This is a genomic window from Bacillus sp. FSL M8-0350 (genome assembly GCF_038593345.1).
Lineage (GTDB): Bacteria > Bacillota > Bacilli > Bacillales > Bacillaceae > Bacillus > Bacillus safensis.
In genome coordinates this window covers 3,283,186-3,306,001 of the sequence record NZ_CP151985.1, presented here as the reverse complement: position 1 = coordinate 3,306,001, position 22,816 = coordinate 3,283,186, and the positions used below count along the sequence as shown (strand labels likewise).

The window sequence follows — 22,816 nt, the reverse complement described above, 5'->3', positions numbered from 1 at the left end:
CTATATCCTTTGTATGATGAAATTAGCAAATAAAGGGGGAAATATTTTGGGATTAACACCATTGCAAGAAACGTGGGATTTAGATGCCTTTTTTAAAGGAGGCAGTTCTTCACCAGAATTTAAGACATACCTGCAAAACATTCAGCAGCTACTAGATGAATTACGACAAAAGGTGGATGCCTTTTCAAAAGAAGATACACACATTGAAAGCCAATTAACGTCTGTCCTTGACGCATATGAAACTACATATAAAAAATTGTCTCAAGCAGGTTCATTTGTATCCTGTCTACAAGCTCAAAATACGAAGGATATGAAGGCAGGCAGCCTTCGAGGTACGATTGCCAACCTAGAAGCTGATTTAGGAACCATCCTTGCACTGTTTGATCAAGCGCTAGCTGCTATCCCTGCAAACAAGTGGGAGGAATTGATGAATTCAGCAGCCTTTTCAGATGTCCGCTACATATTAAATGAGCGAAGAGACCGTGTGAAGGATCAATTACCTGTTGAACAAGAAACGCTGATTCAAAAGCTGGCTGTAGATGGGTACCATGCGTGGGATGAGCTTTATTCCAGCTTAGTGAATAAAATTACCATTCCGTTTGAACAGCATGGAGAAACGCAGATGATCTCTGTAGGCCAAGCAGAAAATGCTATGGATGATTCAGATCGTGAAGTCAGAAAGGCCGTTTATCACAACCTAGAGCATGCATGGAAGCAGGATGAACATTTATTTGCTAGTACGCTCAATCACCTTGCTGGTTTTCGTTTGCAAGTGTATGAAGCAAGAGGCTGGGATCACATTTTAAAAGAACCGCTTGATATTTGCCGGATGAAACAAGAAACCCTTGATGCGATGTGGTCTGTGATTGATGAACATAAGCAGCCATTCATTGATTATTTACACCGAAAAGCTGACATGCTTGGAGTGGATAAGCTGAGCTGGTTCGATGTTGGGGCTCCTATCGGCAGTGAGACCAAAATCTATCCTTATCAAGAAGCAGCTGCTTTTATTGTGAAACATTTCGCAGGATTTGGAGAAGAGCTCGCTGCTTTTACAGAAAAAGCCTTTAATGAACGCTGGGTAGAAGCTGAGGACCGTCCAAACAAACGGGTAGGCGGCTTTTGTACAAATTTCCCTGACAGCGGAGAATCACGTATTTTTATGACTTTCTCAGGAAGTCCATCCAATGTGGCGACACTAGCGCATGAGCTTGGTCATTCGTTTCATCAGGAAGTGATGCAGGATGTTCGCATACTGAATCGCAAATACGCAATGAATGTAGCTGAAACAGCGTCGACATTCGCAGAAATGATTGTAGCTGATGCCTCATTAAAAGAAGCCGCAAATGAAGAGGAGCGGCTCAGCCTGTTAGAGGATAAGCTGCAGCGCAGTGTAGCTTTCTTCATGAACATTCAATCTCGTTTCTTATTTGAACAGCGCTTTTATGAAGAGCGTAAACAAGGAGAAGTGCCGGCTGACAGATTGAATGAATTGATGGTCGAAGCGCAGAAGGAAGCGTTCGGTGACTCATTAGATGAATACCATCCGCATTTCTGGGCTTCTAAGCTGCATTTCCATATCACGAATGTTCCATTTTATAATTTTCCATACACCTTTGGATACATGTTCTCGTTAGGAATTTACGCAAAAGCATTGCAGGCTGGTACATCGTTTGAAGAGAAATACATTGCATTATTAAAGGATACTGCTTCAATGACAGTAGAAGATTTAGCCAAAAAGCATCTAGGCGTTGACCTTACCCAAAAAGCATATTGGGAAGAAGCCATTCGTTTGGCTGTAGCAGATGCTGAAGAATTTTTAGAGGTGACAAAAAAATAAAAAATGAAAAGCTCCTATTATGGGAGCTTTTTTGCTGGCTTCAGCCAGTCAAGCATTGTCTGGATGAGATCATTTTGCTGCGACAGGGCTGGAATGTCCGCTGGCTGATCCCCTTTTTGTTTGCCATACATGCCAAACTGCGCATGATTCCCGCCTTTTATTTCATGATAAACAGTTTGAGACGGCAGATTTGCTTTCGATTTCTTGATTTTCTCTTGTGTAGCCAGCCCATCCTTTTCACCTGAAATAGAAAGGACTTTCAATGAAGATTGTTTCAGGTCATCTGATGCTGGATAAGATGCTAGGAAAAAGAGTCCATCGAGCTTGCTCTGATTTTTTTCTGCAAACATAGCGGCAGCTGCCCCGCCAAGTGAATGTCCGCCAATATACCAGTGTTTGATCGTTTGGTGATCTTTGATGATGTCCTGCGCTTTGTTTGGATTGAAAATCGCAAAGGAAAATGGCATGTCAGGGATAAAGACAGAGTAGCCTTTTTTCATCAGCGTATCCCCGATATAGGCATACGCAAGTGGTTCCACCTTTGCCCCAGGATAGAGAATGATGCCAGTATCACTTTTTGGTGCTTCAAATGTATAAACATTGTTTTTATGTTCCACTTGCTCAATGTTGACCTGTTTTTTTAATGCTTCTGATGGTCCATATGTAAAGCGGCTCCATGTATAGAAAGCACCAAAAGCTAAGATGATCAGTGCAAGTAATGTCATACCTGTTATCTTCAGTATTTTCTTCATCGCATGCCCCTTCTTTCTCATGTACATATTAAATATACCATCATTTACTCCTATGCCAACCGGCAAGTGCGCTGATCCGTCTGTGTGATAAAGTATTAATCCATTAGCACTGCATTTGGCTGTTATTTACAATCGTTTTAAGAGGGCTTAAAATAGGTGTGCATTCAGAAGTAACGGAGGAAGAAAGACATGAAGCAGAGACATTCACAATTTTGGATCGAAGTGAAAAATTATTTGTTCATTTTAATCGGATCAGCCATCGTGGCGATTGGATTTAATACGTTATTATTGCCGAATCAGATTGCAGCAGGCGGTGTGAGCGGCATTAGTACCATCATGCAGTCATTCGGCTTTGAAGCGGCTTATGTGCAATGGGGGCTCAATATTCCATTGTTTATCGCTGGCTGTTATTTATTAGGCGGTACATTTGGAGTGAAAACACTCGTTGGCTCGATTTTTTTACCTTTCATGGTGTTTGTCACAAGACATATTGCACCTGTCACACACGAAGCACTGCTGGCGGCTATTTTTGGCGGTGTGGTCATTGGGATCGGAATAGGGCTCGTGTTCCTTGGGAATGGATCAACGGGTGGAACGGCACTCGCTGCTAAAATCATCAATAAGTACACAGGACTCACGCTAGGCACCTGTTTAGCGATGATGGATGGCTTGATTGTTCTGGCTGCGATGACGGTCTTTGGAATTGAAGAGGGGCTGTACGCGGTCATTGGTGTGTTTATTTCTAGTAAAACGATCGATGTGGTACAGGCTGGCTTCAGTCATTCAAAAATGGCAATGATCATTACAGGGCATGAAGATGAGGTCAGACAGGCGGTTTTTGATCAAATTGACCGCGGTGTGACAAAGATCTCAGCAGTCGGAGGATATACCGATCATGACCGCCCGATTTTGATGTGTGTCGTTGGGCAGTCACAATTCACAAAGTTGAAACAAGTGGTGAAAGCAATCGATGCATCAGCATTTGTCATCGTGATGGATGCAAAAGAGGTGCTTGGTGAGGGTTTTAAAAGGGCTTAAACAAGGATATAATAGCGTTGACCAAATGATTGTAAGGGAGGGAAATAGATGAAAAAAAGCGGATTAACGATGCTATTTGCAGCGATGCTTCTTGTTCTCGCGGCTTGTGGAGGAAATTCAAGCAGCAGTGACAAAGAAGGCAGCAAAAGTGCTTCATCTGTGAGCAGTGGTGAGGAGATCTATCAGCAAAACTGTATTGGCTGTCATGGGAAAGACCTATCTGGCGGAGGCGGACCAAGCCTGAAAGAAGTAGGGAAGAAATATAATGAAAGCCAAATCGCAGATATTGCGCAAAACGGTAAAGGCTCTATGCCAAGCGGTATGGTAGATGAGAAGCAAGCAAAAGAAGTAGCAAAATGGCTTGCAGAGAAAAAATAAAACCTTTGAAACCTTTGTCTAATCGACAAGGTTTTTTTGTTTTTTTATATGTAGAAAAAGACTTTTAGATAGTATGAAAACGCATTATATTAAATTTTATTTAAAAAATAAGGGTATAAAGGCACGTTTTTCGGTTTTGATTGTTCTATTTACCTTTTATTTATAAGTTTTGAAATATAAATGTAATACCATTGCGTCGATTCATGACGTATAATTGGAGTTGTTGAAATTTAGACGATTCAATTTTTTCATCTTTTTGGATGAAAAGGACATAAATTGTTAGTAAGTATCGAAGGGTATGTGCGTGACCATACATAACGTTTTTTGACGAGAAGTGTCAAAACATCATGATAAGCTGTTAGTCAGCGAATAAGAAAAGATTAGGTGATTACATGATTCAAATGAAGGAAGTCTACAAGATCTATCCTAATGGCGTAAAGGCGATCAATGGAATCAATGTCTCTATCCATCCAGGAGAGTTTGTGTATGTTGTTGGTCCCAGTGGTGCTGGTAAATCCACTTTCATCAAAATGATGTATCGTGAAGAGAAGCCAACCAAAGGGCAAATCTTAATTAATAACAAAGATTTAGGATCAATGAAGGAAAAAGAAATTCCTTACGTAAGAAGAGAAATTGGCGTAGTATTCCAAGATTTCAAGCTGCTTCCAACTCTTACTGTGTTTGAGAACGTAGCATTTGCTCTTGAAGTGATTGGTGAACAGCCTCATATCATTAAGAAAAAAGTGCTTGATGTTCTCGATCTGGTTCAGCTAAAGCACAGAGCGCGTCAATTTCCTGACCAGCTGTCCGGCGGTGAACAGCAGCGTGTGTCTATTGCCCGCTCGATTGTCAATAGCCCTGAGGTCGTCATTGCAGATGAGCCGACAGGAAACCTTGATCCAGACACTTCTTGGGAAATCATGAAGACGCTCGAAGAGATTAATAACCGCGGGACAACAGTGGTTATGGCGACACACAACAAAGAAATTGTAAACACCATGAAGAAACGCGTCATTGCAATCGAAGATGGAATGATTGTACGTGACGAAGCAAGAGGGGAGTACGGAATTTATGATTAAAACTCTCTCGCGGCATTTACGTGAGAGCTTCCGTTCACTTGGAAGAAACACGTGGATGACATTTGCATCAATTAGTGCGGTTACTGTCACATTGATTTTAGTTGGGGTTTTCCTTGTGATTATGCTCAACTTGAATAACATGGCATCGAACGCTGAAAAAGAAGTAGAAGTAAAAGTATTAATCGAATTAACGGCGAATCAAAAGCAGCAGGATGAATTAAAAGCAGAAATTGAAAAGATTCCTGAAATCAGTGATGTGAAGTACTCATCTAAGGATGACGAACTGAAAGCACTGATTAAAAGCTTTGGAGAAAATGGACAATCCATGGGGCTTGTTGATCAAGAAAATCCATTAAACGATGCGTTTATTGTGAAAACAACAGATCCCCACGATACACCAAAAGTAGCGAAGAAATTAGAAAAACTAAAGGGTACATATAAAGTAACCTATGGAAAAGAAGAGGTCAGCCGACTCTTTAATGTAGTTGGAGTAGCGCGTAATGTCGGTATTGTGCTCATTATCGGGCTGTTATTTACAGCTATGTTCTTAATCTCCAATACGATCAAAATTACGATTTTTGCTAGACGTAAAGAAATTGAGATTATGAAGCTGGTAGGTGCAACGAACTGGTTTATCCGCTGGCCATTCTTCATTGAAGGATTATTGCTTGGTGTATTTGGTTCCATTATACCAATTGCCCTATTGCTTGGCACGTATCAATATGCAGTAGGCTGGGTCGCACCGAGAGTACAAGGCTCATTTATTTCAATGCTTCCATACAACCCGTTTGTCTATCAAGTATCACTGATCCTGCTAGTGATCGGTGCAATCATTGGTGTATGGGGAAGCTTAACGTCTATCCGTAAATTCTTAAAAGTATAAATATATTTTGATGGCAGCATTCGAGGATTCTATAGAAGATGTGACCGGTTGATCTGATCATCCGGTCGGCTCTTCATGTCGACAAGTTGTCATGGGAGGGGAATATCGTTTTGAAAAGAAAGCTGATGATGGCTGGAATGGCAGCGTTTATTGGAACAACGTGGCTATACATTCCAGGGAACGAGAATCGTGCATTCGCATACGAAGACCTAGATCAAAAACGTCAACAAATCGAAGAGAAAACATCGAAGACTGAATCAAGCTTGAAGAAGAAGAAGTCAGAGCTGGCAAAGCTTGAAAAGAAAGAATCAAAGCTCAAGAAAGAAATTGAACAAATTGACCAAAAGGTAAGTACTGCAACTGAAAAAGTCGCTGAAAAAGAGAAAGAAGTTAAAAAAACGAAGCAAGAGATCAAGAAGCTAAAAAAAGACATTCAAGTCATCAATGAGCGAATTGAAAAAAGAAAAGCCATTTTCAAAGACCGAATTCGTTCAATGCAAAAAAGCGGCGGTACGATCAACTATTTAGATGTGCTGCTAGGTGCTCGCAGCTTTAGTGATTTTGTCGGTCGTGTTGGGGCTGTCACAACGATTGTCGAAGCAGACAAAGACATGATTACAGAACATGAAAATGATTTAAAGCTGGTGGAGCAAAAAGAAGCAGAGCTAAATAATCAGCTAAGCGGACTTGAAACATCTCTGAAAGAGCTAGAAGCACTGAAAAAAGATTTATCTAAGAAGCACAAAGAAAAAGAACACATTTTAGGTGATGTGACAGATAAAAAAAATCATGCACATGATGAACTAGGCAAGCTTGAGAATGAACAAGAAATCCTTGCGAATCAAAAAGCGGCAGTGAAATCTGAGGAAGCACACCGACAAAAGGAAGAAGCGGAGAAAGCCAAACAAGCAGCTGAAAAAAATGCACCTGCACCTCACAGCGGCGGCTCAGATCAAGTATCTGATACACCAGCAAGCAGCTCAGGCTTTATTAAACCAGCTGCAGGGCGTTTCTCATCTGGTTTTGGCGGACGTTCTGGCGGAAACCACTTCGGATTAGATATTGCAGCAAAGGGCACAGTTCCTGTCTATGCAGCAGCATCTGGAACCGTCACAAACTCAAGCTACTCATCGAGCTATGGAAATGTTGTGTTCATTACGCACAATATCAATGGACAGACGTATCAAACTGTATATGCCCATCTGTCTACAAGAAGTGTGTCAACAGGACAGAGAGTCGAACAAGGACAATTCCTTGGCTATATGGGAAATACCGGCCAATCGCATGGTCAGCATCTTCACTTTGAAATTCATAAAGGATTATGGAATGGCGCAAAATCAAATGCAGTCAATCCAGCGCAATATATCCGCTAATCAAAAAGCCGATAACATCATGTTATCGGCTTTTTTGGTCTAGATAGAATTAAAACAGCAGCAGTAATCCGGCAATAATAGGTGTTAACAGAACAGCTGATTTCAATAAGAGCTTCGGTGCAAGGCGTGTAAATTTCGCGCCGATAAATGCGCCTAATACGGTTCCAATTAATATTTGAATCAGCAAGATAAAATCAACATAACCCTCTGAAATATATCCAATTCCACCGCCGATGGAAATCGGAATAATGACAAGCATGGTCGTGCCAACGGCTTGCCGAATCGACAGCTTCAGTAAAATCAAAAGCCCTACTTGAATGAATGGTGCAGACCCGATACCAAACATGCCTGACAGCATCCCTGACACAAGACCTAAAATAATGCCTCTTGTCATCAGCTGACGTGAAGAAAGCGGCTGCTGTTCAGCCTCTTCATTAAGAACAAATAGTTTGATCATCATAAAAACAGCGGATAAAAAGAGCATCCCGGCTGTTAAATAGTGCAGACTCTCTTCTGGAATAAAAGGAGCAACCTTAGCCCCAGCAAAGGAAGCAATACAAGCCAGAGCCCCGACAATCAAACCAGATTTCAGCTGAATGTTCCCTTCCCGGTAGTGGCTGTATGCACCTGATAGTGTCGTAAATGCCATAGCGGCTAATGACGTCCCGAGTGCAGTATGGATAGGGATATCAAAAATTAATGTAAGCAATGCGATGACAAATCCCGCCCCGCCTGCTCCTACAAAACCTAATAAAATTCCTAATAAAAGCATCGTCAAGATAATATACATAGCGAAGACTCCTTCTCAATCATAACAAAATAAAAATTACACCTAATAAAATGATTCGTCAAGCCTTCACGGGAGAATGTCTTTACATGAAATCCCTTCTTCTGGCATATAATAACTCAGGTCATCAGGAAGAGTTGAAGAAGGAGGCCAAATATGAAAAAACAAATCGCATCTATTATGGCAAGTGTCGTTCTCTTAATAAGTGCAGGTGTGATGACGCATAAAGAGGGAACTCATGCGGAGTCAACGCAAGCAGCCGCTGCAATGGCTGGACAAGCTCAATCAAGTGATAAGGCGAAAGAGAATGGGATGGAAAAGATCGAGAAAGCCTATGACCTTATTTCAAATGAATATGTAGAGGAAGTGGATCGGCAAAAGCTGCTTGAAGGCGCGATCCAAGGAATGCTTTCGACGTTAAACGATCCGTATTCAGTATACATGGACAAGCAGACCGCAAAGCAATTTTCTGATTCGCTTGATTCTTCCTTTGAGGGAATTGGGGCAGAAGTGGGGATGGATGAAGGAAAGATCATTATCGTCTCCGCCTTTAAAAAATCCCCTGCGGCAAAAGCAGGTCTAAAGCCAAAAGATGAGGTCATCAGCATTGACGGTGAGCCGATGAAAGAAAAAAGCTTAAACGATGCTGTACTGAAAATAAGAGGAAAAAAAGGAACGTCTGTCGCCTTAACAATCAAACGAAACGGGATTGAAAAAGAGCTGACGTTCCATATCAAACGAGAAGAAATCCCGCTTGAAACAGTGACTTCCTCTGTAAAAGAGGTCAATGGTCATAAAACAGGCTATATTGCGATCTCCAGCTTCTCTGAAGATACGGCGAAGGATTTCACATCAAGTCTGAAACAGCTCGAGAAAAAGGGCATAGAAGGTCTTGTACTGGATGTGAGAGGAAACCCTGGCGGCTATCTGCAAAGTGTGGAAGATATTTTGAAACATTTTATTACGAAGGATCAGCCCTATATTCAAATCGCAGAACGGAATGGCGACCGGAAACGATATTTTTCAAAACTGAAAGAACAAAAGCCTTACCCAGTCAACGTCTTAATTGATAAAGGCAGTGCTTCCGCTTCGGAAATACTTGCTGGAGCCATGAAAGAAGCTGGAAAGTATGAAGTTGTCGGTGATGTTTCCTTTGGAAAAGGAACTGTGCAGCAGGCGGTTCCGATGGGAGATGGAAGTAATATTAAATTAACGCTGTATAAATGGCTCACGCCAAAAGGCAATTGGATTCACAAAAAAGGCGTCGTACCGACAATTGCGATTCATCAACCGGATTACTTTACCGCAGGTCCGCTTCAGTTGAAAGAACCGCTTCAGCTTGATATGAACAATGAAGAAGTGAGACAAGCGCAGACGCTGTTAAAGGGATTGTCATTTGACCCTGGCAGAGTAGATGGATACTTTGATGAAGAAACGAAAAAGGCCGTACTTGCCTTCCAAAGCACATACAATCTCGATAAATCAGGTGTCATTGATTTAAAAACAGCAGAAATGATGAACAAAATGGTGGATGAAGTGAAATCTTACGAAAAAAATGACCTTCAATTACAGACTGCACTAAAAGCACTATATCTTAAAAAATAAAGAGGCGAATAATAGCCTCTTTTTTTTGGTTCATAAGTGTCATGAACATGTAATAATTTATGATTAAAAATAAATTATATCGAGAAATATATTCATTTATTTTACAAAAAACATAACATTCCTTCAATTTTACCCGATAACATATGTATATAAGAGACTTTCTGTTGATTTAAACATGTCATGAAAATGAAACTTTTGAAAGTTGTATGTTACATAAATAATTCTTACAATAAAAAGTAGCACTCATTTTAAATATTTTATTTTTTGCGGATATTCAGCTTGAGCATTAAGCTGTACCGAGGTTTGCGCTTTTCTTAAAAGAACTAGTAAATGGGGGTACACAATTGAAAAGGGCAAGTATTGTGAGAGAGAAAAAATATTACGAGTTGGTAGAGGAACTTAAGAGTCGTACGAAAGATGTGACGTTTTCCGCTACAAAGGCATTAAGTCTGCTCATGCTGTTAAGCAGGTACTTGGTCAATTACACAACGGTAGAATCAGTCGACGAAATCGATGAAGACTGTGCTGAGATATACTTCAATTATTTAATGGATAATCATAAGAGACTTGGTATAAACTTAACCGACATCAAGAGGTCGATGCAGCTGCTCGGCGGCATACTAGATGTAGATGTCAATCACTACTTAAAAGATTTTTCACTGTCGAATGTCACACTTTGGATGAATCAGGAGAAATAAACCTGATGTCAAGCATCGATTTATTTGATAGAATAAGAGAAAATGCTTGACTTGGGCGGTGAACGATAATGAGCTCGGAGTGGATGGGAGCCGGATTAAAAGCGGTCGGTCTGTTTTTAATCCATCCTCTTTTTTATTTCATGATATTAATCAGCCTATTGCATGGCTACATCCGCGTAAAGCGGGAGAGAAAAGCGTTTCAAACAAGAATAGAAGATGTATACGATGAACTTAAATTTACATATTCAAAGGGATGGATTCTAGGGATTTGCCTATCCGTTATTTCAGTAGGCTTAGGGATTGCCCTCCCCCCTGGATTCATCGTGCTGATTGCAGCGATGACCATCGTTTTCTCTTTATTCTTTAAGGCGAGTGCGCTTTCGTCTGCATACACACTCGGTTTCAGTTTTATTGCGGCACTTGGACTGATGCATTTCCAAGTGAGTCATTCTTGGCTGCCGCAGCTCTCAATGATGAATGCATCAGCCGTTGTCATTCTGTTAGGACTTCTATTAATGACCGAGGGGATTCTAGCCTATCGAACGGCGCATTTACGTACATCGCCTGCTATGGTGATGAGTGCGAGAGGACTTTTAATTGGTCAGCAGCGGGCAAACCGTCTGTGGCTTTTACCGCTTGTTTTGCTGATGCCGGCAGGTGAATTCACTTCTTCTCTGCCATGGTGGCCGGTGCTTCAAGTGCATGATCAAAGCTTTTCATTTATTTTGATTCCATATATCATCGGATTCGGTCAGAGAATTCAAGGCTCACTGCCAATTGTTAGTATTCAAATTACAGCGCGGCGTATTCTTATGCTAGGACTCGCTGTCGCCTTATTAGGTGCTGCAAGTATTTGGTTTGAACCGATTGCTTGGGGAGCTGTATTGATTGCGGTGATAGGAAGAGCCTTTCTCTCATGGAAGCAGAGGGTCAATGACAATGCTGCCCCGTTCTACTTCTCTAAGCGTAATCAAGGGCTGATGGTGCTGGGGATTATTCCGAATACACCAGCGGCTGATTTAAAGCTTGAGATCGGAGAAGTCATCACAAAAGTGAATGGAATTGAAGTCAAAACCGTTTCGGAATTTTATGAAGCCCTTCAAACCAATCGTGCTCTAACAAAGCTCGAGATTATTGGCTTAAATGGTCAGACAAGATTTGAGAAACGTGCTTCTTACGAAGGGGAGCATCATCAGCTTGGCATCCTGTTTGTGAAGGATGATCCACAGCAAGAACCAACGGCAATTTCATCTTAAAAAAAAGCTGCTAGAGATGGCAGCTTTTTTCTTTTGGGCGCGCTTCTTTCCCGTAGGATTCGCCCCAATCACGCATGGCGAAGATGATAGGCTTTAATGTATTTCCGAGAGAAGTGAGGGAATATTCGACACGAGGGGGGACCTCCTCATAGACTTCTCTATGGACAACGCCGTCTTGTTCAAGCTCACGCAATTGCAGTGTGAGGACACGCTGAGAAATTCTTGGCAGCAGCCGGCGCAATTCATGTAGCGTTTTGGTCCGCAAGTCAAATGATAAAGGATCACTCCTTTCCATTTCCCTCCGATGACACTTGTCGTCACTGAAACGGGACAGCCATGATTGACAATACTGACTGGGTTGGATGGTGCACTCATCTTAACACGCCTTTCTAAGATAAATTTGGTGATACACGAACAAGATGGTAACTAACGAACAAAAATGTGCGTACTTGAATCACTCGAAGCTTTTCTTATACCATAGAGATATCACATCACACATTCGGGCTGTTGTTTTTTTATCATAACAATTTCTATATGGGAATGGAAAGAAATTGGATTGATGAAACACACACCCTAATTGGTTAATAGAAAGGATGAAGACAATGCGAGACAAAGAGCAATTAAAAAAAGAAATCATTGAGGCGTATGAGTTCCGCCATGCGACAAAAGAGTTTGATCCAACGAAAAAAATACCAGAGGATGATTTTGCATTTATTTTAGAAACAGGAAGACTTTCCCCAAGCTCTGTAGGGTTTGAGCCTTGGAAGTTCCTCGTTGTTCAAAATGAAGCATTTAGAGAAAAATTAAAAGAGTATACATGGGGAGCGCAAAAGCAGCTTCCTACTGCCAGCCATTTTGTGATCATCTTGGCAAGAACAGACGCCCGTTATGATTCAGCATATGCAGAATATATCAACAAGCAAATCAAAGGAATGTCAGACGAAACGTTCGAGATGGTGAAGGGACGCTACCAAGAATTCCAAGAGAATGATCTTCATTTGTTAGAAAATGAACGCACGCTCTTTGATTGGGCTTCAAAACAAACGTATATTGCCCTTGGAAACATGATGACAGCCGCTGCACAAATTGGCATTGATTCATGCCCAGTTGAAGGATTCAGCTACGATGAGATTCATCGCATTCTAGATGAAGAAGGGCTGCTTGAGGATGGTCAGTATGATATTTCTGTCATGGCAGCCTTTGGTTATCGTGTGACTGAGCCGAAGCGCGGCAAAACGCGCCGTCCGATGGATGAAGTCGCTGTTTGGATTCGTTAAAAGAGAATGTCTGAAAAAGGATGTTGACAATTGCGTGGTTAGTCAGTATATTTAAAAAATAAAATCTTTGATGAATATACAAATTGACTATAAACGCTTTGACTTGAGAATAGTAGATGAACATCCGTTTTTTTAAGAGAGCTGCGGGTTGGTGCAACGCAGTAAAACGAATCATTGAACTCGCTCAAAGAGCGGTAAGACTGAATGAATAGTAAGTCTTTACGTGTGACCTCCGTTAACGGGTTTTAAGTTGGATTTAGCTATGGCTGAATCAATTAGAGTGGTAACGCGGTTGCAAGGTCAGTCGTCTCTTCAAGGAGATGACTGGCCTTTTTATATGCTTTTATCCTATATTTGTCTGAAGATTCAAATTTAAAGGAGCTATAGAAAATGGAAAAGGAACATGTGCAGTTAAAACGAACAATGACGTCAAGGCATATTATGATGCTCGCACTTGGCGGAGCAATTGGTGCTGGTCTGTTTAAAGGAAGCAGCTCTGCAATTGATATCGCAGGTCCTGCTGTCATTTTGGCATATATGATTGGTGGTCTTATTTTATTATTTATTATGCAAGGACTTGCCGAAATGACGGTTGCACGCCCTGGCGCAAGAACATTCCGTGATTTAATTGAACCGGTGTTAGGCAAATATCCGGCTTATTTCTTAGACTGGATATACTGGAAAATGTGGGTGCTGAACATTGCAGCAGAAGCAATCGTATCTGCGATCTTTATTCAGTACTGGTTCCCACAAGTGCCGATTTGGATACTTGTGTTAATCATTTCACTTGTTGTGACATTGATCAATGTTTGTTCTGTTAAAATGTTTGCTGAGACAGAGTACTGGTTAGCTTCTATTAAAATTGCTGTCATTCTTTTATTTATTATCATTGGGTTAACCATGTTGTTTGTCTCATTTGGTCAGCATGCAGCACCGGGATTATCCAACTTAACCGACCACGGAGGATTTTTCCCGAATGGAACAGGCGGCTTAATTGCGGCCATGCTTGTTGTGGTGTATTCATATGGCGGGACTGAAATGATCGGGGTCACATTAGCAGAAACAAAAAACCCTGAAAAAGTCATCCCAAAGGCCATTCAAAGTACATTTGTACGAATCATCGGCTTCTATGTACTGCCGTTCTTCATCATCGTCAGCTTGATTCCTTGGAATCAAGTAAACAATGAGCAAGTGAGTCCATTCGTCACCGTGTTTGCAACGATAGGCGTGCCATATGCAAGTGACATCATGAACGGTATCATTTTACTAGCGATCTTGTCTTCTATGAACTCTGGGCTGTACGCATCCTCAAGGGTACTTTATACGCAAGCGATGGATGGGCGTGTATGGAAGGGCTTCTCAAAGCTATCAAAACAGCAGGTGCCTGTCAGAGCGATCCTAGTGTGTACATCTACATTGTATGCCGCTGTATTGATTTCTCTATTTGTAGGAAGTCAAACCTTTAATTATTTAATGGGATCTTTAAGCTATACGGTCTTATTCATCTGGTTTATTATTGCTGTCGGTCATTTAAAATCTCGAAGTGTAGCAGAACCAGGAGGATATCGCGTGAAGCTGTATCCTTTCACAACATGGTTTTCTGTGATTGCGATCATGGCCATTTTCATCGGCGTTGTGTCAACAACTCCAATTGTCCAAACGATGGTCACAATGGGCATTTATCTGATGATTACTCTTTCTTTCTTCATCAACAGAAAGCGGTTTGAAACAGCCGCTTAATACAAAAAGCGTGCGGGACCTTTAAAGAGGTCTCACACGCTTTTTTAATGCTGTTTGTATTGCTTGAAATGAACAGGGGGTTGAACAGGATGTGGCTTTGACTGAAGCCCGTAACTCTCTCTTACGATGTAAAGTGGTCGATCTTTTGCCTCGTCGTAGATTCGGCCGATGTATTCCCCAATCATTCCCAGCATAAAGAGGATGATGCCGCTAAAGAACAGCTGTATGACAATTAATGAACTCCATCCTGTAATGGTGCTGTTTGTAAAAAGCTTTAAGTAAAGTACAAGAAACATTGAAATGAATCCGATAGCGGAAAGGGCAATTCCTGCTATACTCGCTAGCTTCAAAGGTTTATAGGAAAAGGAAGTGATTCCATCCATCGAGAGCTTGAGCATCTTTTTGAGTGGGTATTTTGTTTCTCCTGCTAGACGTTCATCTCGAACGTACTCTACTGCAATTTGTTTGAAACCTACCCAGCTGACTAGGCCGCGAACAAATGGATTTTTTTCTCGTATTTTTCTCATTTCATGGCACACTCTACGATCCATTAACCTGAAGTCACCGGTGTCGATTGGGATATCTACTTCGGTGATTTGACGTAAAACGCGATAGAAAAGGGAAGCGGTTTGCTTTTTGAAAAAAGTTTCGCCTTTTCGTTTGGTGCGCACGGCGTATACGACTTCATAGCCTTCTTTCCATTTTGCGATCATCTCTAATATCAATTCAGGCGGATCTTGCAGGTCTGCATCTATCACGATGACCGCTTCTCCCTTTGCATAATCCATCCCAGCTGTAATGGCAATTTGGTGTCCGAAGTTACGTGAGAAATCAATGAGTCTTACATTCGGATCGTTTTGGGAATACCCTTTAATTAGTTCAGCTGTTCGATCCATACTACCGTCATTGACGAAGAGAAGCTCGTATGCTTCTCCCGTCGAATCCATGACTGTTTTCAGTCGCTGATAGGATTCATGGATCACAAGTTCTTCATTATAGACTGGGACTACAATAGAATATCGTATGTTCTTTTCCATCAGTCATCCTTCCTCCCTTTTAATAGATGAATTAATCAATGGATAGTTCATAAAGAATGCCGCTCTCCATTCCGCTCATTCTTCCATTTGACCGATCATTTTGTTCTGATTGTTGGCTGTCTGTTTGCTGGTTCGTTTTGGATGTAGAGCTGTTCTGCCATTTAGAAACAGATACTTCTTTGCCATTTTTTTGAATCCAAGTGAGAATGTCAGAGCTGCCGCCTCTCATACCAGAAAGATAGAAGTACTTGATTTTGCCGTCTTTGACGAGCCGTTTGAATTCACTAAGCGTGAGAATGTTATCAGATCCACTAAATCCACCTAATGCCATAACAGCTTTTCCTGTTTTAATAATGTAAGGTGAAGCAGTGGTTGCATCTGTTGTTCCGAATAGGAATTCTTCTCCCGTATTGTTTTTCTCAAGATAGCTGATCAACTTTTCATTGACTTGTGAACTCATGCTGCCACTTGAAGTTGCAAGCTGAGGACCAGCCTCTGGAAGCATACTGTTTCCCCCATAAAGAAGAGGTGTGCTTGCCCAGTAAAGTGGTGCAATCAGCATGCCAAGGATGGCGATGAGAGACACGAATTGTTTTAGTTTTTCTTTTCCTTTTATCAAAAGCAGAGAAAGGATTGTTCCAACACCAATGATACCGACTGCAATGCTTAGTCCAAGACCGATCGTGCTTGTAAAAGTTGATAGGATAAAGATTTCAAATGCTGTTGTGACGAATATCGCAATTGGAAGCAGCCATTTTTTAAACCCAGTTCCTGTTTGGAACAATTGTGTCATAGAAACCCATCCGGCTCCTGCTAATACAGCAATTGGCGGTGCCAGCATGATCAAATAATAATGATGGAAAAATCCTGCTACACTGAAAAATGCAGCAACAGGAATAAGCCATGCTAACCAAAATAGTGTTTCTTTTTGTTTTGTATTGAGACGTCTTCTTTCAAAGGCAGTCGAGAAGAAGATACCAATCGCACCGAAGATTGCAAATGGAAGCAGCCAGCTGATTTGATCGGACAGTTCAGATTGGAACAGACGTAACGGTCCCTTGGTTCCTGTACCAAACATGCCGGAGCCATTTCCCATTTTTCCGCCCATGCCATTTGGCGGTCCATCACCATTACCGCCAAATGGCATATCAGGTGGTGTTGTGCCGTTTGCACTGCTTGGTGGTCCTTGCATTGAAGGCTGTTCCTGACTGGATGATTGGTTTGAATTGTCTGAGTTGTTTTGATTTCCATGAGATGGCGGCTGAGGCATGGTGGATGAATCATTGTCATTTTGCAGATCACCCTGCTGTGAAGGCGGCTGTCCCTTACCCTGATTTGTGCCGCCTCCTCCGCCAGACTGTTGACCAGTCAGCCGCTGAAGACCGTTGTAACCAAAGGCTAATTCTAGTGCTGAGTTCGATTGACTAGATCCCATATAAGGACGATTGTCTTTGGAAGTGAGATCAACCGCTATAGACCAAGAAGCAGATACACCTAAAAGAACAATCATTGAAATCATTAGTGATAACAACTTTTTCTTCCATGTCGTTCGGTAGGCAATGATGTAAAAAAGAATGAGTGCTGGTACGATCATATAGGCTTGCAGCATTTTTGTATTAAAGCCGACGCCAATCATTGCAAATGAAGCAATCGCCCAAAGCACCTTTTGCTGTTTTACAGCCTTGAACATCATTCCTGTTGCTAGTAAAAGTATAAAGACAAGTAAGCTGTCAATATTATTTGTGCGGGATACAGCCACCGCAATAGGTGTACACGCCATGATAAGTGCCGCTAATCTTGCCGCTGCTTGACCAAAAGTTGGTTTGACAAGACGATAGATTAGATAAACAGATCCAATGCCTGCTAAAGCTTGAGGCAAGATGACGCTCCATCCATGCAGACCAAAAATTTTGGCACTGATCGTTTGCAGCCAGAAGGTGAGCGGGGGTTTATCCACCGTGACATACCCTGCTGGATCAAATGAAGCAAAGAAGAAATGATGCCAGCTTTGCATCATACTAGTGACAGCCGCAGTATAATACGCATTCACCGTATCATCTTCCCAAATGTTATAAATGTTTAAGATGGCAGATAAGATCAATATGAAAAATAAATAAATATCAAATTTCTGAAAACGTCTGATCAAAAGCATGTCACTCCTTTTTCTTCACTTGAAAAAAGTGTAACAAGCAAATATGAATAAAATGTTAATAAAAAAAGACCATTTTTTTATCTTTTAGAAATAAAAACAGCTCTTGATGAAAAGAGCTGTTCAAGTTGTAGAAAATCCTATGGATACTGAATTTATTGATAAAGTAGTAATTCCAAATGATATTTTAAAATATGTGAGTAGCTATAGAGTAGGTGAGCTCTCATTGAATGGAGCATTGGGAAGTTGAATGATGGCTGTCGTACCAAAGCCAGGTTCAGATTGAATGTCGAATGTTCCATGATGTTTTTTAATGATTTGATAGACAATGGCTAGTCCAAGGCCAGAACCGCCATCCTTTCTTGTTCGTGCTTTATTTACACGATAAAATCGCTCGGAAACATGTGGGAGATCTTCTTTTGGAATACCGCTGCCTTCGTCAGTCACTTTCAATTCAGCAACACCTTGGTGAACTTGTAATTCAATCGATATTGATTTTCCAGATGGCGTGTAATGAATGGCATTATCGAGTAAATTACGTATTACTTGTTGGAGACGGTCGCTATCACCATAAACAATACAATCCTCTTCAAGCGTTCGTTTGAAAGTAATGCTTTTTTTGTCAGCGATGAATGCCATTTGATCAAGAACATCGTGGATGAGCTGTGCAAAGACGATTGGCTCCATCGTAAGTGGATAAGAGTCACCTTCTAACTGTGCAAGATCTAAAAGGTCGTGCACAAGCCGGCTTAAACGTGTGGCCTCATCTTGGATGATTTGCATTCCCTTTTTTTGATCAATGATCCCTTCTTCAATTCCTTCTGCATAGCCTTTCATATAACTTAAAGGCGTTCTAAGTTCGTGAGAGACATTCGCAAGAAATTCCCTGCGGTGCTGTTCAACTTTTTCGAGGGTTGAAGACAGTTTATTAAAGGAGCGGCTGAGCTGGTTTAACTCATCTCCTTTTTTGGTTACGGCCATTCGTTTTGAGAAATCACCAGATTCCATTTCCATTGCAATTTCTTTCATTTTATTAATTGTCTGCACTACTTTATTGGAGCTCTTATACCCGATCACGAATATCAGGAGCAGAATCATTAAGATGGATATGCCAAGCGTCAATCTAATTTGGACAAAGGGTTCATATACATCTGATAAGGGCATGGAGAGGAAAATAGTTCCCGATAGATCATCATTGCTTGAGAAAACAGGGATGGCGATGCCAAGAATATCTTGGTGAAACTTTGGGTGTTCTCGAATTAACACGACGGTTTCACCTTGAAGGAGCTTTTGGCGTTCCTTGAACGTAATGAGATTATCATTTGTGTCCGTATCAAAAGGAAGACCACTTGAAAGCTCCATTGGATCATCTGTAAAAATAACGTTCGCCTGACTTGAGTCATTTGCCCATTTCATTCTGTCGGTAAAATACTTGTCTTTCCCGTGTGTGTGATAGATTTCTGCCAGCTTCTTACCTTGCAAACTTAAGGAATCGATCTGTTTATCAATATATAAGTGCTGGTATAAGTAAAAGGTAAGGGCAAGCGCTGAGGCTGCAACGATTCCGATCACTGCAAGGATTAAGAAGAGTACTTTCTTTTTAATCGATAATGGCTTCATTCTTCTTCCTCAAACTTATAGCCGACACCCCAAACGGTTTTAATATATCGTTCTGCTTCCTTTAATTTCAGTCGCAGCGTTTTGATATGTGTATCGACAGTTCTTAAAGAGCCGCTCGTTGAATGTGATTCCCACAATTTTTGATAAAGGTGTTCTCGTGAAAACACTTGTCCTTGGTTGAGCAAAAGAAACATGAGTAAATCAAATTCTCTTCTTGTTAAATTAACGGGCTGTTGATGGAGGTAAACTTGTCTTCCATCTTGATCAATCTCCATGTCACCAATCTGTATTCGGCTGCGCTTTAGCGAAAGACCTCTAATTCGTCTCAGAGTGGTTTCGATTCTTGCTGCAAGCTCACGCAGACTGAAAGGCTTCATGATGTAGTCATCCGCTCCAATTTCAAGTCCTCTAATTCGGTCCTCTTCATAACTCCTCGCTGTTAAAAATAAAATCGGTATTTGAGATGTTTGTCGAATACGCTGACAGACTTCAAATCCATCCATGTCAGGCATCATGATATCTAATACAACAAGATCAACAGCTTCCTTTTCAAGCTGATGCAGGGCATCTTTTCCATTATTCGCAGTGATAATGTGAAAGCCATGTCTCTTTAAAAAAGACCCGATTAACTCAAGCATATCAAGCTCATCATCTACGATTAAAATACGCATTTGTTCCTTCATTTCTTTTCCTCCAACACGATAGCATAAGGTCCTGATGGGACATTCAGTTGATTTTTCATGATAAGTGAGTGTTTATCGATGATGGATACTGAGTTGTCATCCAAGTTACTCACATAAATTGATGTCGTATCAGCAGTGATATAATTCGGATTTTGACCAGTTTCAACAGAAGCAAGCTGTTTATTTGTTTTGGTATCTACTTTGTATAGCGTATGATCTCCATGACATAGTACATATAAAGTAGAAGAATTTTTCTCTGGAAAAAATGCAACAGGCATAACGCCTAGCTTTATTTCTCGCTGTTTCTTGCCTGTTTTAGGGTCATAAGCAAAAATACTCTTATTTAAGGTGCCTTGTTTACCATGACCGCCGATCCAAATGGACTGTCCATCAAAATGAATCCCAGAAGGCCGTTCAAGTACAGAAAACGTACGTATATTTTTTTCCTTTTCAATATCTATGACGGAGACAGTATGACTTTCTGCATTTAAAACAAATAAAATACCTGACGAAGAAAGAGTCATAGAAGAAGGTAATTTTCCAGTTTTTACAGTTGATTTTATTTTTTTGCGCTCCGTATCAATAAAATAAACGACATTTTTCTGTGAGTTGGCAGCGATTAATGTATGAGAAGCTGCATCATATGTAAGGGAAGTCAGTCCTTTATCCACATTCATATAATCTGTTGCTGTCCCGTGTTTTAGATTAATTTCGATAAGGGATTCTCCCTCTTTACTAGTAGCGATGATGACGTCTTTATTGATTTGAATAAGATCAGTGAGTGGGTGTTTTAAATCCACAGAAGAGAGCATTTTATTTTTTTGTATATCAACTATTGAAAAGGAGGCTTTTTTTAATTGAGAGATGACAGCGATGGATTGAGAGCTGCCTGGCGGCGTAAATTGCTGTTCTTTTCCACAGCCTGTAACGAATAAAAGTAGAGCTGATAAACAGATCAAAACATATTTCACACGTACCATTCTTCCGCTCCTTTGCGTTCTCTATTTTCAAAATCATACCACAAAAATTGTGAAAAAAAATTGAAGTTATCTATGCTGAAAGAATGAAAAAAAGCTTTTAGGTAAGTGAGGGAGACCATTTGTACCTGAAGTTCCTTTTTTGTCTGGATCATATGCCATTTTTTCTTTCTTAAAAGATGATTTTCAGGATTTGATGGATGCACTCGCTATAGTTTACAGTGATACAAATGACGAAAACTCCCCGCTCTAAAGAAACATAGAGCAAGGGAGTCATTAGGCGGAATGTTCGGATGATGGGGAGGTGGATTTGGTTCTTACACGTTGAGATAAAAAGAAACCAAGAATGCCTGCACCCATTAATACAATAAATAAAGATTGAAAACCACTCATGATCCCAATCAATGTAGACGAAATGATACTGCCAAAATATCGAAAGGTAGAGAAAATGCCAGATGCTGAACCAGATAAGCTTTGATCAACAGACGTTAAAGAAGCCATCTGCATACTGGTCATCCCAATACCTGATGAAATTCCACCTGCGACAAGTGTCACGATAAGCAGTGGTAAGGTAGGGAACTGACTGAGTGTGATTAACATGATGCCTGATAAAGTGAGACAGAGAAATGAAAAGCCAATCATTTTTTTCGCGCCTTTTTTCGGATGGAGTCTTGCCCCTAACAAGCCGCTAATAGACATGCAAAGAGAAAATACTGATAGAATAATACCGCTTTGTGTATGAGAAAGTGCAAGTTGTTGTTCCATAAACAGCGGCATGATTAGAAGAATGGCATACATCACAAAATTACTCAGCATGATCGACAGGTTTGCATTTGTAAATGAACTGTTTTTAAAAAGCGACAAATCGATGATCGGATTCTTTACTTTTCGTACATGTTTAAAGAATAAAGGAATGACGATCAACGCTAGAATTCCATAGATCAAGTATTCATTTAGCAATTGGCTTTTAGTGCATAGAATGAGTGTGGCAATCCCGATGGTTAAGTATATTGAACCAGTGATGTCTACATTTGCTTGTAAGCGTGTATGCTTTGTTTTCGGAATGAGTAATACGCCGGTAACAAGTGTAAGGAACAAGAATGGGATATTGACAAAGAATATAGAGTGCCAATCAAAACTCTGAATAAGAATCGAACCAATAAAAGGTCCAAGTGCGGCACCAATACCGGCTCCAAATCCAAAATACCCCATTGTTTTAGACAGTTTTTCGGGGGATACTGTTGCACGAATCAATGCAATGCTATTCGGTGTTAAAATAGCACCGCCAGCTGCTTGAATGGAACGAAAAGTGATGAGAAAAGCTAGATTAGGAGCTAAAGCACATCCAATTGAGCCAATTAAAAAGAGCATGACCCCAATTAAATACATTCGCCTGTGTCCGTATATATCTCCCAACTTACCAGCGATAGGTTGAGTGACTGCCATGACAATAAGATAAATTGTGACAACCCAAGTGATGTTTGCAAGAGATTGATCATAATAAGTTGATATGGATGATAGAGCGACAGCGATCATCGTTGAATTGACGGGAACTAGTATAGCTCCAAGCAACAAAGAAAAGATGACGAAACTCTCTTTTTTTAACCTCAATGTGTATACCACCTTTTGTAAAAAAGAAGAATT

At 40.8% G+C, this 22,816-nt stretch carries 20 protein-coding genes and 1 other annotated feature; of the genes, 11 read left to right on the top strand and 9 right to left on the bottom strand.

All coding sequences use genetic code 11. The features are described from left to right. Window positions 1-46: 46 nt before the first annotated feature. Window positions 47-1,840 (top strand): M3 family oligoendopeptidase, encoded by a 1,794-nt coding sequence (locus tag NSS80_RS17280; RefSeq protein ID WP_317221810.1) that lies wholly within the window; start codon window positions 47-49, stop codon window positions 1,838-1,840. Window positions 1,841-1,857: 17 nt separating this feature from the next. Here the strand turns inward: NSS80_RS17280 and NSS80_RS17275 are convergent, their stop codons facing one another. Next, entirely contained in the window at window positions 1,858-2,592 is a 735-nt protein-coding gene (locus NSS80_RS17275) for an alpha/beta family hydrolase (protein WP_206534285.1), read from the bottom strand. Window positions 2,593-2,781: 189 nt separating this feature from the next. Here NSS80_RS17275 and NSS80_RS17270 point away from each other — a divergent pair, with 189 nt between their 5' ends. The 5 genes from NSS80_RS17270 to NSS80_RS17250 all read left to right on the top strand — a co-directional run bounded on the left by NSS80_RS17270 (window position 2,782) and on the right by NSS80_RS17250 (window position 7,343). Next, complete coding sequence (locus NSS80_RS17270) at window positions 2,782-3,630, top strand: YitT family protein (RefSeq protein ID WP_317221811.1); 849 nt, start codon at window positions 2,782-2,784, stop codon at window positions 3,628-3,630. A 48-nt stretch (window positions 3,631-3,678) separates the two neighbouring features. After that, window positions 3,679-4,008: a cytochrome c551 gene (gene cccB, locus NSS80_RS17265; RefSeq protein WP_024423602.1), complete on the top strand. Its 330-nt coding sequence runs from the start codon at window positions 3,679-3,681 to the stop codon at window positions 4,006-4,008. A 392-nt stretch (window positions 4,009-4,400) separates the two neighbouring features. Beyond that, window positions 4,401-5,087, top strand: coding sequence for a cell division ATP-binding protein FtsE (gene ftsE / locus NSS80_RS17260; RefSeq protein WP_024423601.1), 687 nt, complete (start codon window positions 4,401-4,403; stop codon window positions 5,085-5,087). Next, window positions 5,080-5,970, top strand: coding sequence for a permease-like cell division protein FtsX (ftsX, locus tag NSS80_RS17255; protein WP_024423600.1), 891 nt, complete (start codon window positions 5,080-5,082; stop codon window positions 5,968-5,970). The genes ftsE and ftsX overlap by 8 nt, the downstream gene beginning before the upstream one ends. Before the next feature lie 110 nt (window positions 5,971-6,080). Further along, a complete protein-coding gene (locus NSS80_RS17250) occupies window positions 6,081-7,343 on the top strand; it encodes a M23 family metallopeptidase (protein WP_034623763.1) in 1,263 nt (420 codons plus the stop codon). A 49-nt stretch (window positions 7,344-7,392) separates the two neighbouring features. Here NSS80_RS17250 and NSS80_RS17245 read toward each other — a convergent pair whose 3' ends face one another. Next, entirely contained in the window at window positions 7,393-8,133 is a 741-nt protein-coding gene (locus NSS80_RS17245) for a sulfite exporter TauE/SafE family protein (RefSeq protein WP_024423598.1), read from the bottom strand. Window positions 8,134-8,286: 153 nt separating this feature from the next. Between NSS80_RS17245 and NSS80_RS17240 the strand changes: the two genes are divergently transcribed. The 3 genes from NSS80_RS17240 (at window position 8,287) to NSS80_RS17230 (ending at window position 11,689) form a co-directional block, all read left to right on the top strand. Then, window positions 8,287-9,735, top strand: a complete 1,449-nt coding sequence (locus tag NSS80_RS17240; RefSeq protein ID WP_034623765.1) for a S41 family peptidase — start codon at window positions 8,287-8,289, stop codon at window positions 9,733-9,735. A gap of 344 nt (window positions 9,736-10,079) precedes the next feature. Continuing rightward, window positions 10,080-10,433 carry a swarming motility protein SwrAA gene (locus NSS80_RS17235; RefSeq protein WP_007500014.1) on the top strand — a complete coding sequence of 118 codons (354 nt, stop codon included), beginning with the start codon at window positions 10,080-10,082 and terminating at the stop codon, window positions 10,431-10,433. 68 nt (window positions 10,434-10,501) lie between these two features. Next, window positions 10,502-11,689, top strand: coding sequence for a PDZ domain-containing protein (locus NSS80_RS17230; RefSeq protein WP_024426241.1), 1,188 nt, complete (start codon window positions 10,502-10,504; stop codon window positions 11,687-11,689). 10 nt (window positions 11,690-11,699) lie between these two features. On the opposite strand, the gene NSS80_RS17225 is transcribed toward NSS80_RS17230, so the two are convergent. After that, window positions 11,700-11,984: a winged helix-turn-helix transcriptional regulator gene (locus tag NSS80_RS17225; RefSeq protein ID WP_342498355.1), complete on the bottom strand. Its 285-nt coding sequence runs from the start codon at window positions 11,982-11,984 to the stop codon at window positions 11,700-11,702. Between the two features lie 307 nt (window positions 11,985-12,291). Between NSS80_RS17225 and NSS80_RS17220 the strand changes: the two genes are divergently transcribed. Together NSS80_RS17220 and NSS80_RS17215 are read left to right on the top strand one after the other, a co-directional pair. After that, window positions 12,292-12,966 (top strand): NAD(P)H-dependent oxidoreductase, encoded by a 675-nt coding sequence (locus NSS80_RS17220; protein WP_024423594.1) that lies wholly within the window; start codon window positions 12,292-12,294, stop codon window positions 12,964-12,966. A gap of 89 nt (window positions 12,967-13,055) precedes the next feature. Next, window positions 13,056-13,281 (top strand) — a binding site (T-box leader). Window positions 13,282-13,356: 75 nt separating this feature from the next. Continuing rightward, window positions 13,357-14,706 carry an amino acid permease gene (locus NSS80_RS17215; protein WP_024426239.1) on the top strand — a complete coding sequence of 450 codons (1,350 nt, stop codon included), beginning with the start codon at window positions 13,357-13,359 and terminating at the stop codon, window positions 14,704-14,706. 44 nt (window positions 14,707-14,750) lie between these two features. Here NSS80_RS17215 and NSS80_RS17210 read toward each other — a convergent pair whose 3' ends face one another. From NSS80_RS17210 to NSS80_RS17185, 6 genes are all read right to left on the bottom strand, one after another. Then, window positions 14,751-15,743 (bottom strand): glycosyltransferase family 2 protein, encoded by a 993-nt coding sequence (locus tag NSS80_RS17210; RefSeq protein ID WP_041115584.1) that lies wholly within the window; start codon window positions 15,741-15,743, stop codon window positions 14,751-14,753. Between the two features lie 31 nt (window positions 15,744-15,774). Next, the gene (locus NSS80_RS17205; RefSeq protein WP_317221812.1) at window positions 15,775-17,889 is read right to left on the bottom strand and encodes a glycosyltransferase family 39 protein; all 2,115 of its coding nucleotides are present in this window, start codon (window positions 17,887-17,889) and stop codon (window positions 15,775-15,777) included. A gap of 207 nt (window positions 17,890-18,096) precedes the next feature. Continuing rightward, window positions 18,097-19,512 carry a HAMP domain-containing sensor histidine kinase gene (locus NSS80_RS17200; RefSeq protein WP_041115586.1) on the bottom strand — a complete coding sequence of 472 codons (1,416 nt, stop codon included), beginning with the start codon at window positions 19,510-19,512 and terminating at the stop codon, window positions 18,097-18,099. Continuing rightward, window positions 19,509-20,195, bottom strand: coding sequence for a response regulator transcription factor (locus NSS80_RS17195; protein WP_024426235.1), 687 nt, complete (start codon window positions 20,193-20,195; stop codon window positions 19,509-19,511). Before NSS80_RS17195 ends, NSS80_RS17200 begins: the two co-directional genes overlap by 4 nt. Further along, on the bottom strand, window positions 20,192-21,175 hold the full coding sequence (locus tag NSS80_RS17190; RefSeq protein WP_041115587.1) for a surface antigen: 984 nt from the start codon (window positions 21,173-21,175) through the stop codon (window positions 20,192-20,194). The genes NSS80_RS17195 and NSS80_RS17190 overlap by 4 nt, the downstream gene beginning before the upstream one ends. Window positions 21,176-21,448: 273 nt before the next feature. Further along, entirely contained in the window at window positions 21,449-22,783 is a 1,335-nt protein-coding gene (locus tag NSS80_RS17185; protein WP_041115588.1) for an MFS transporter, read from the bottom strand. Window positions 22,784-22,816: the final 33 nt, after the last annotated feature.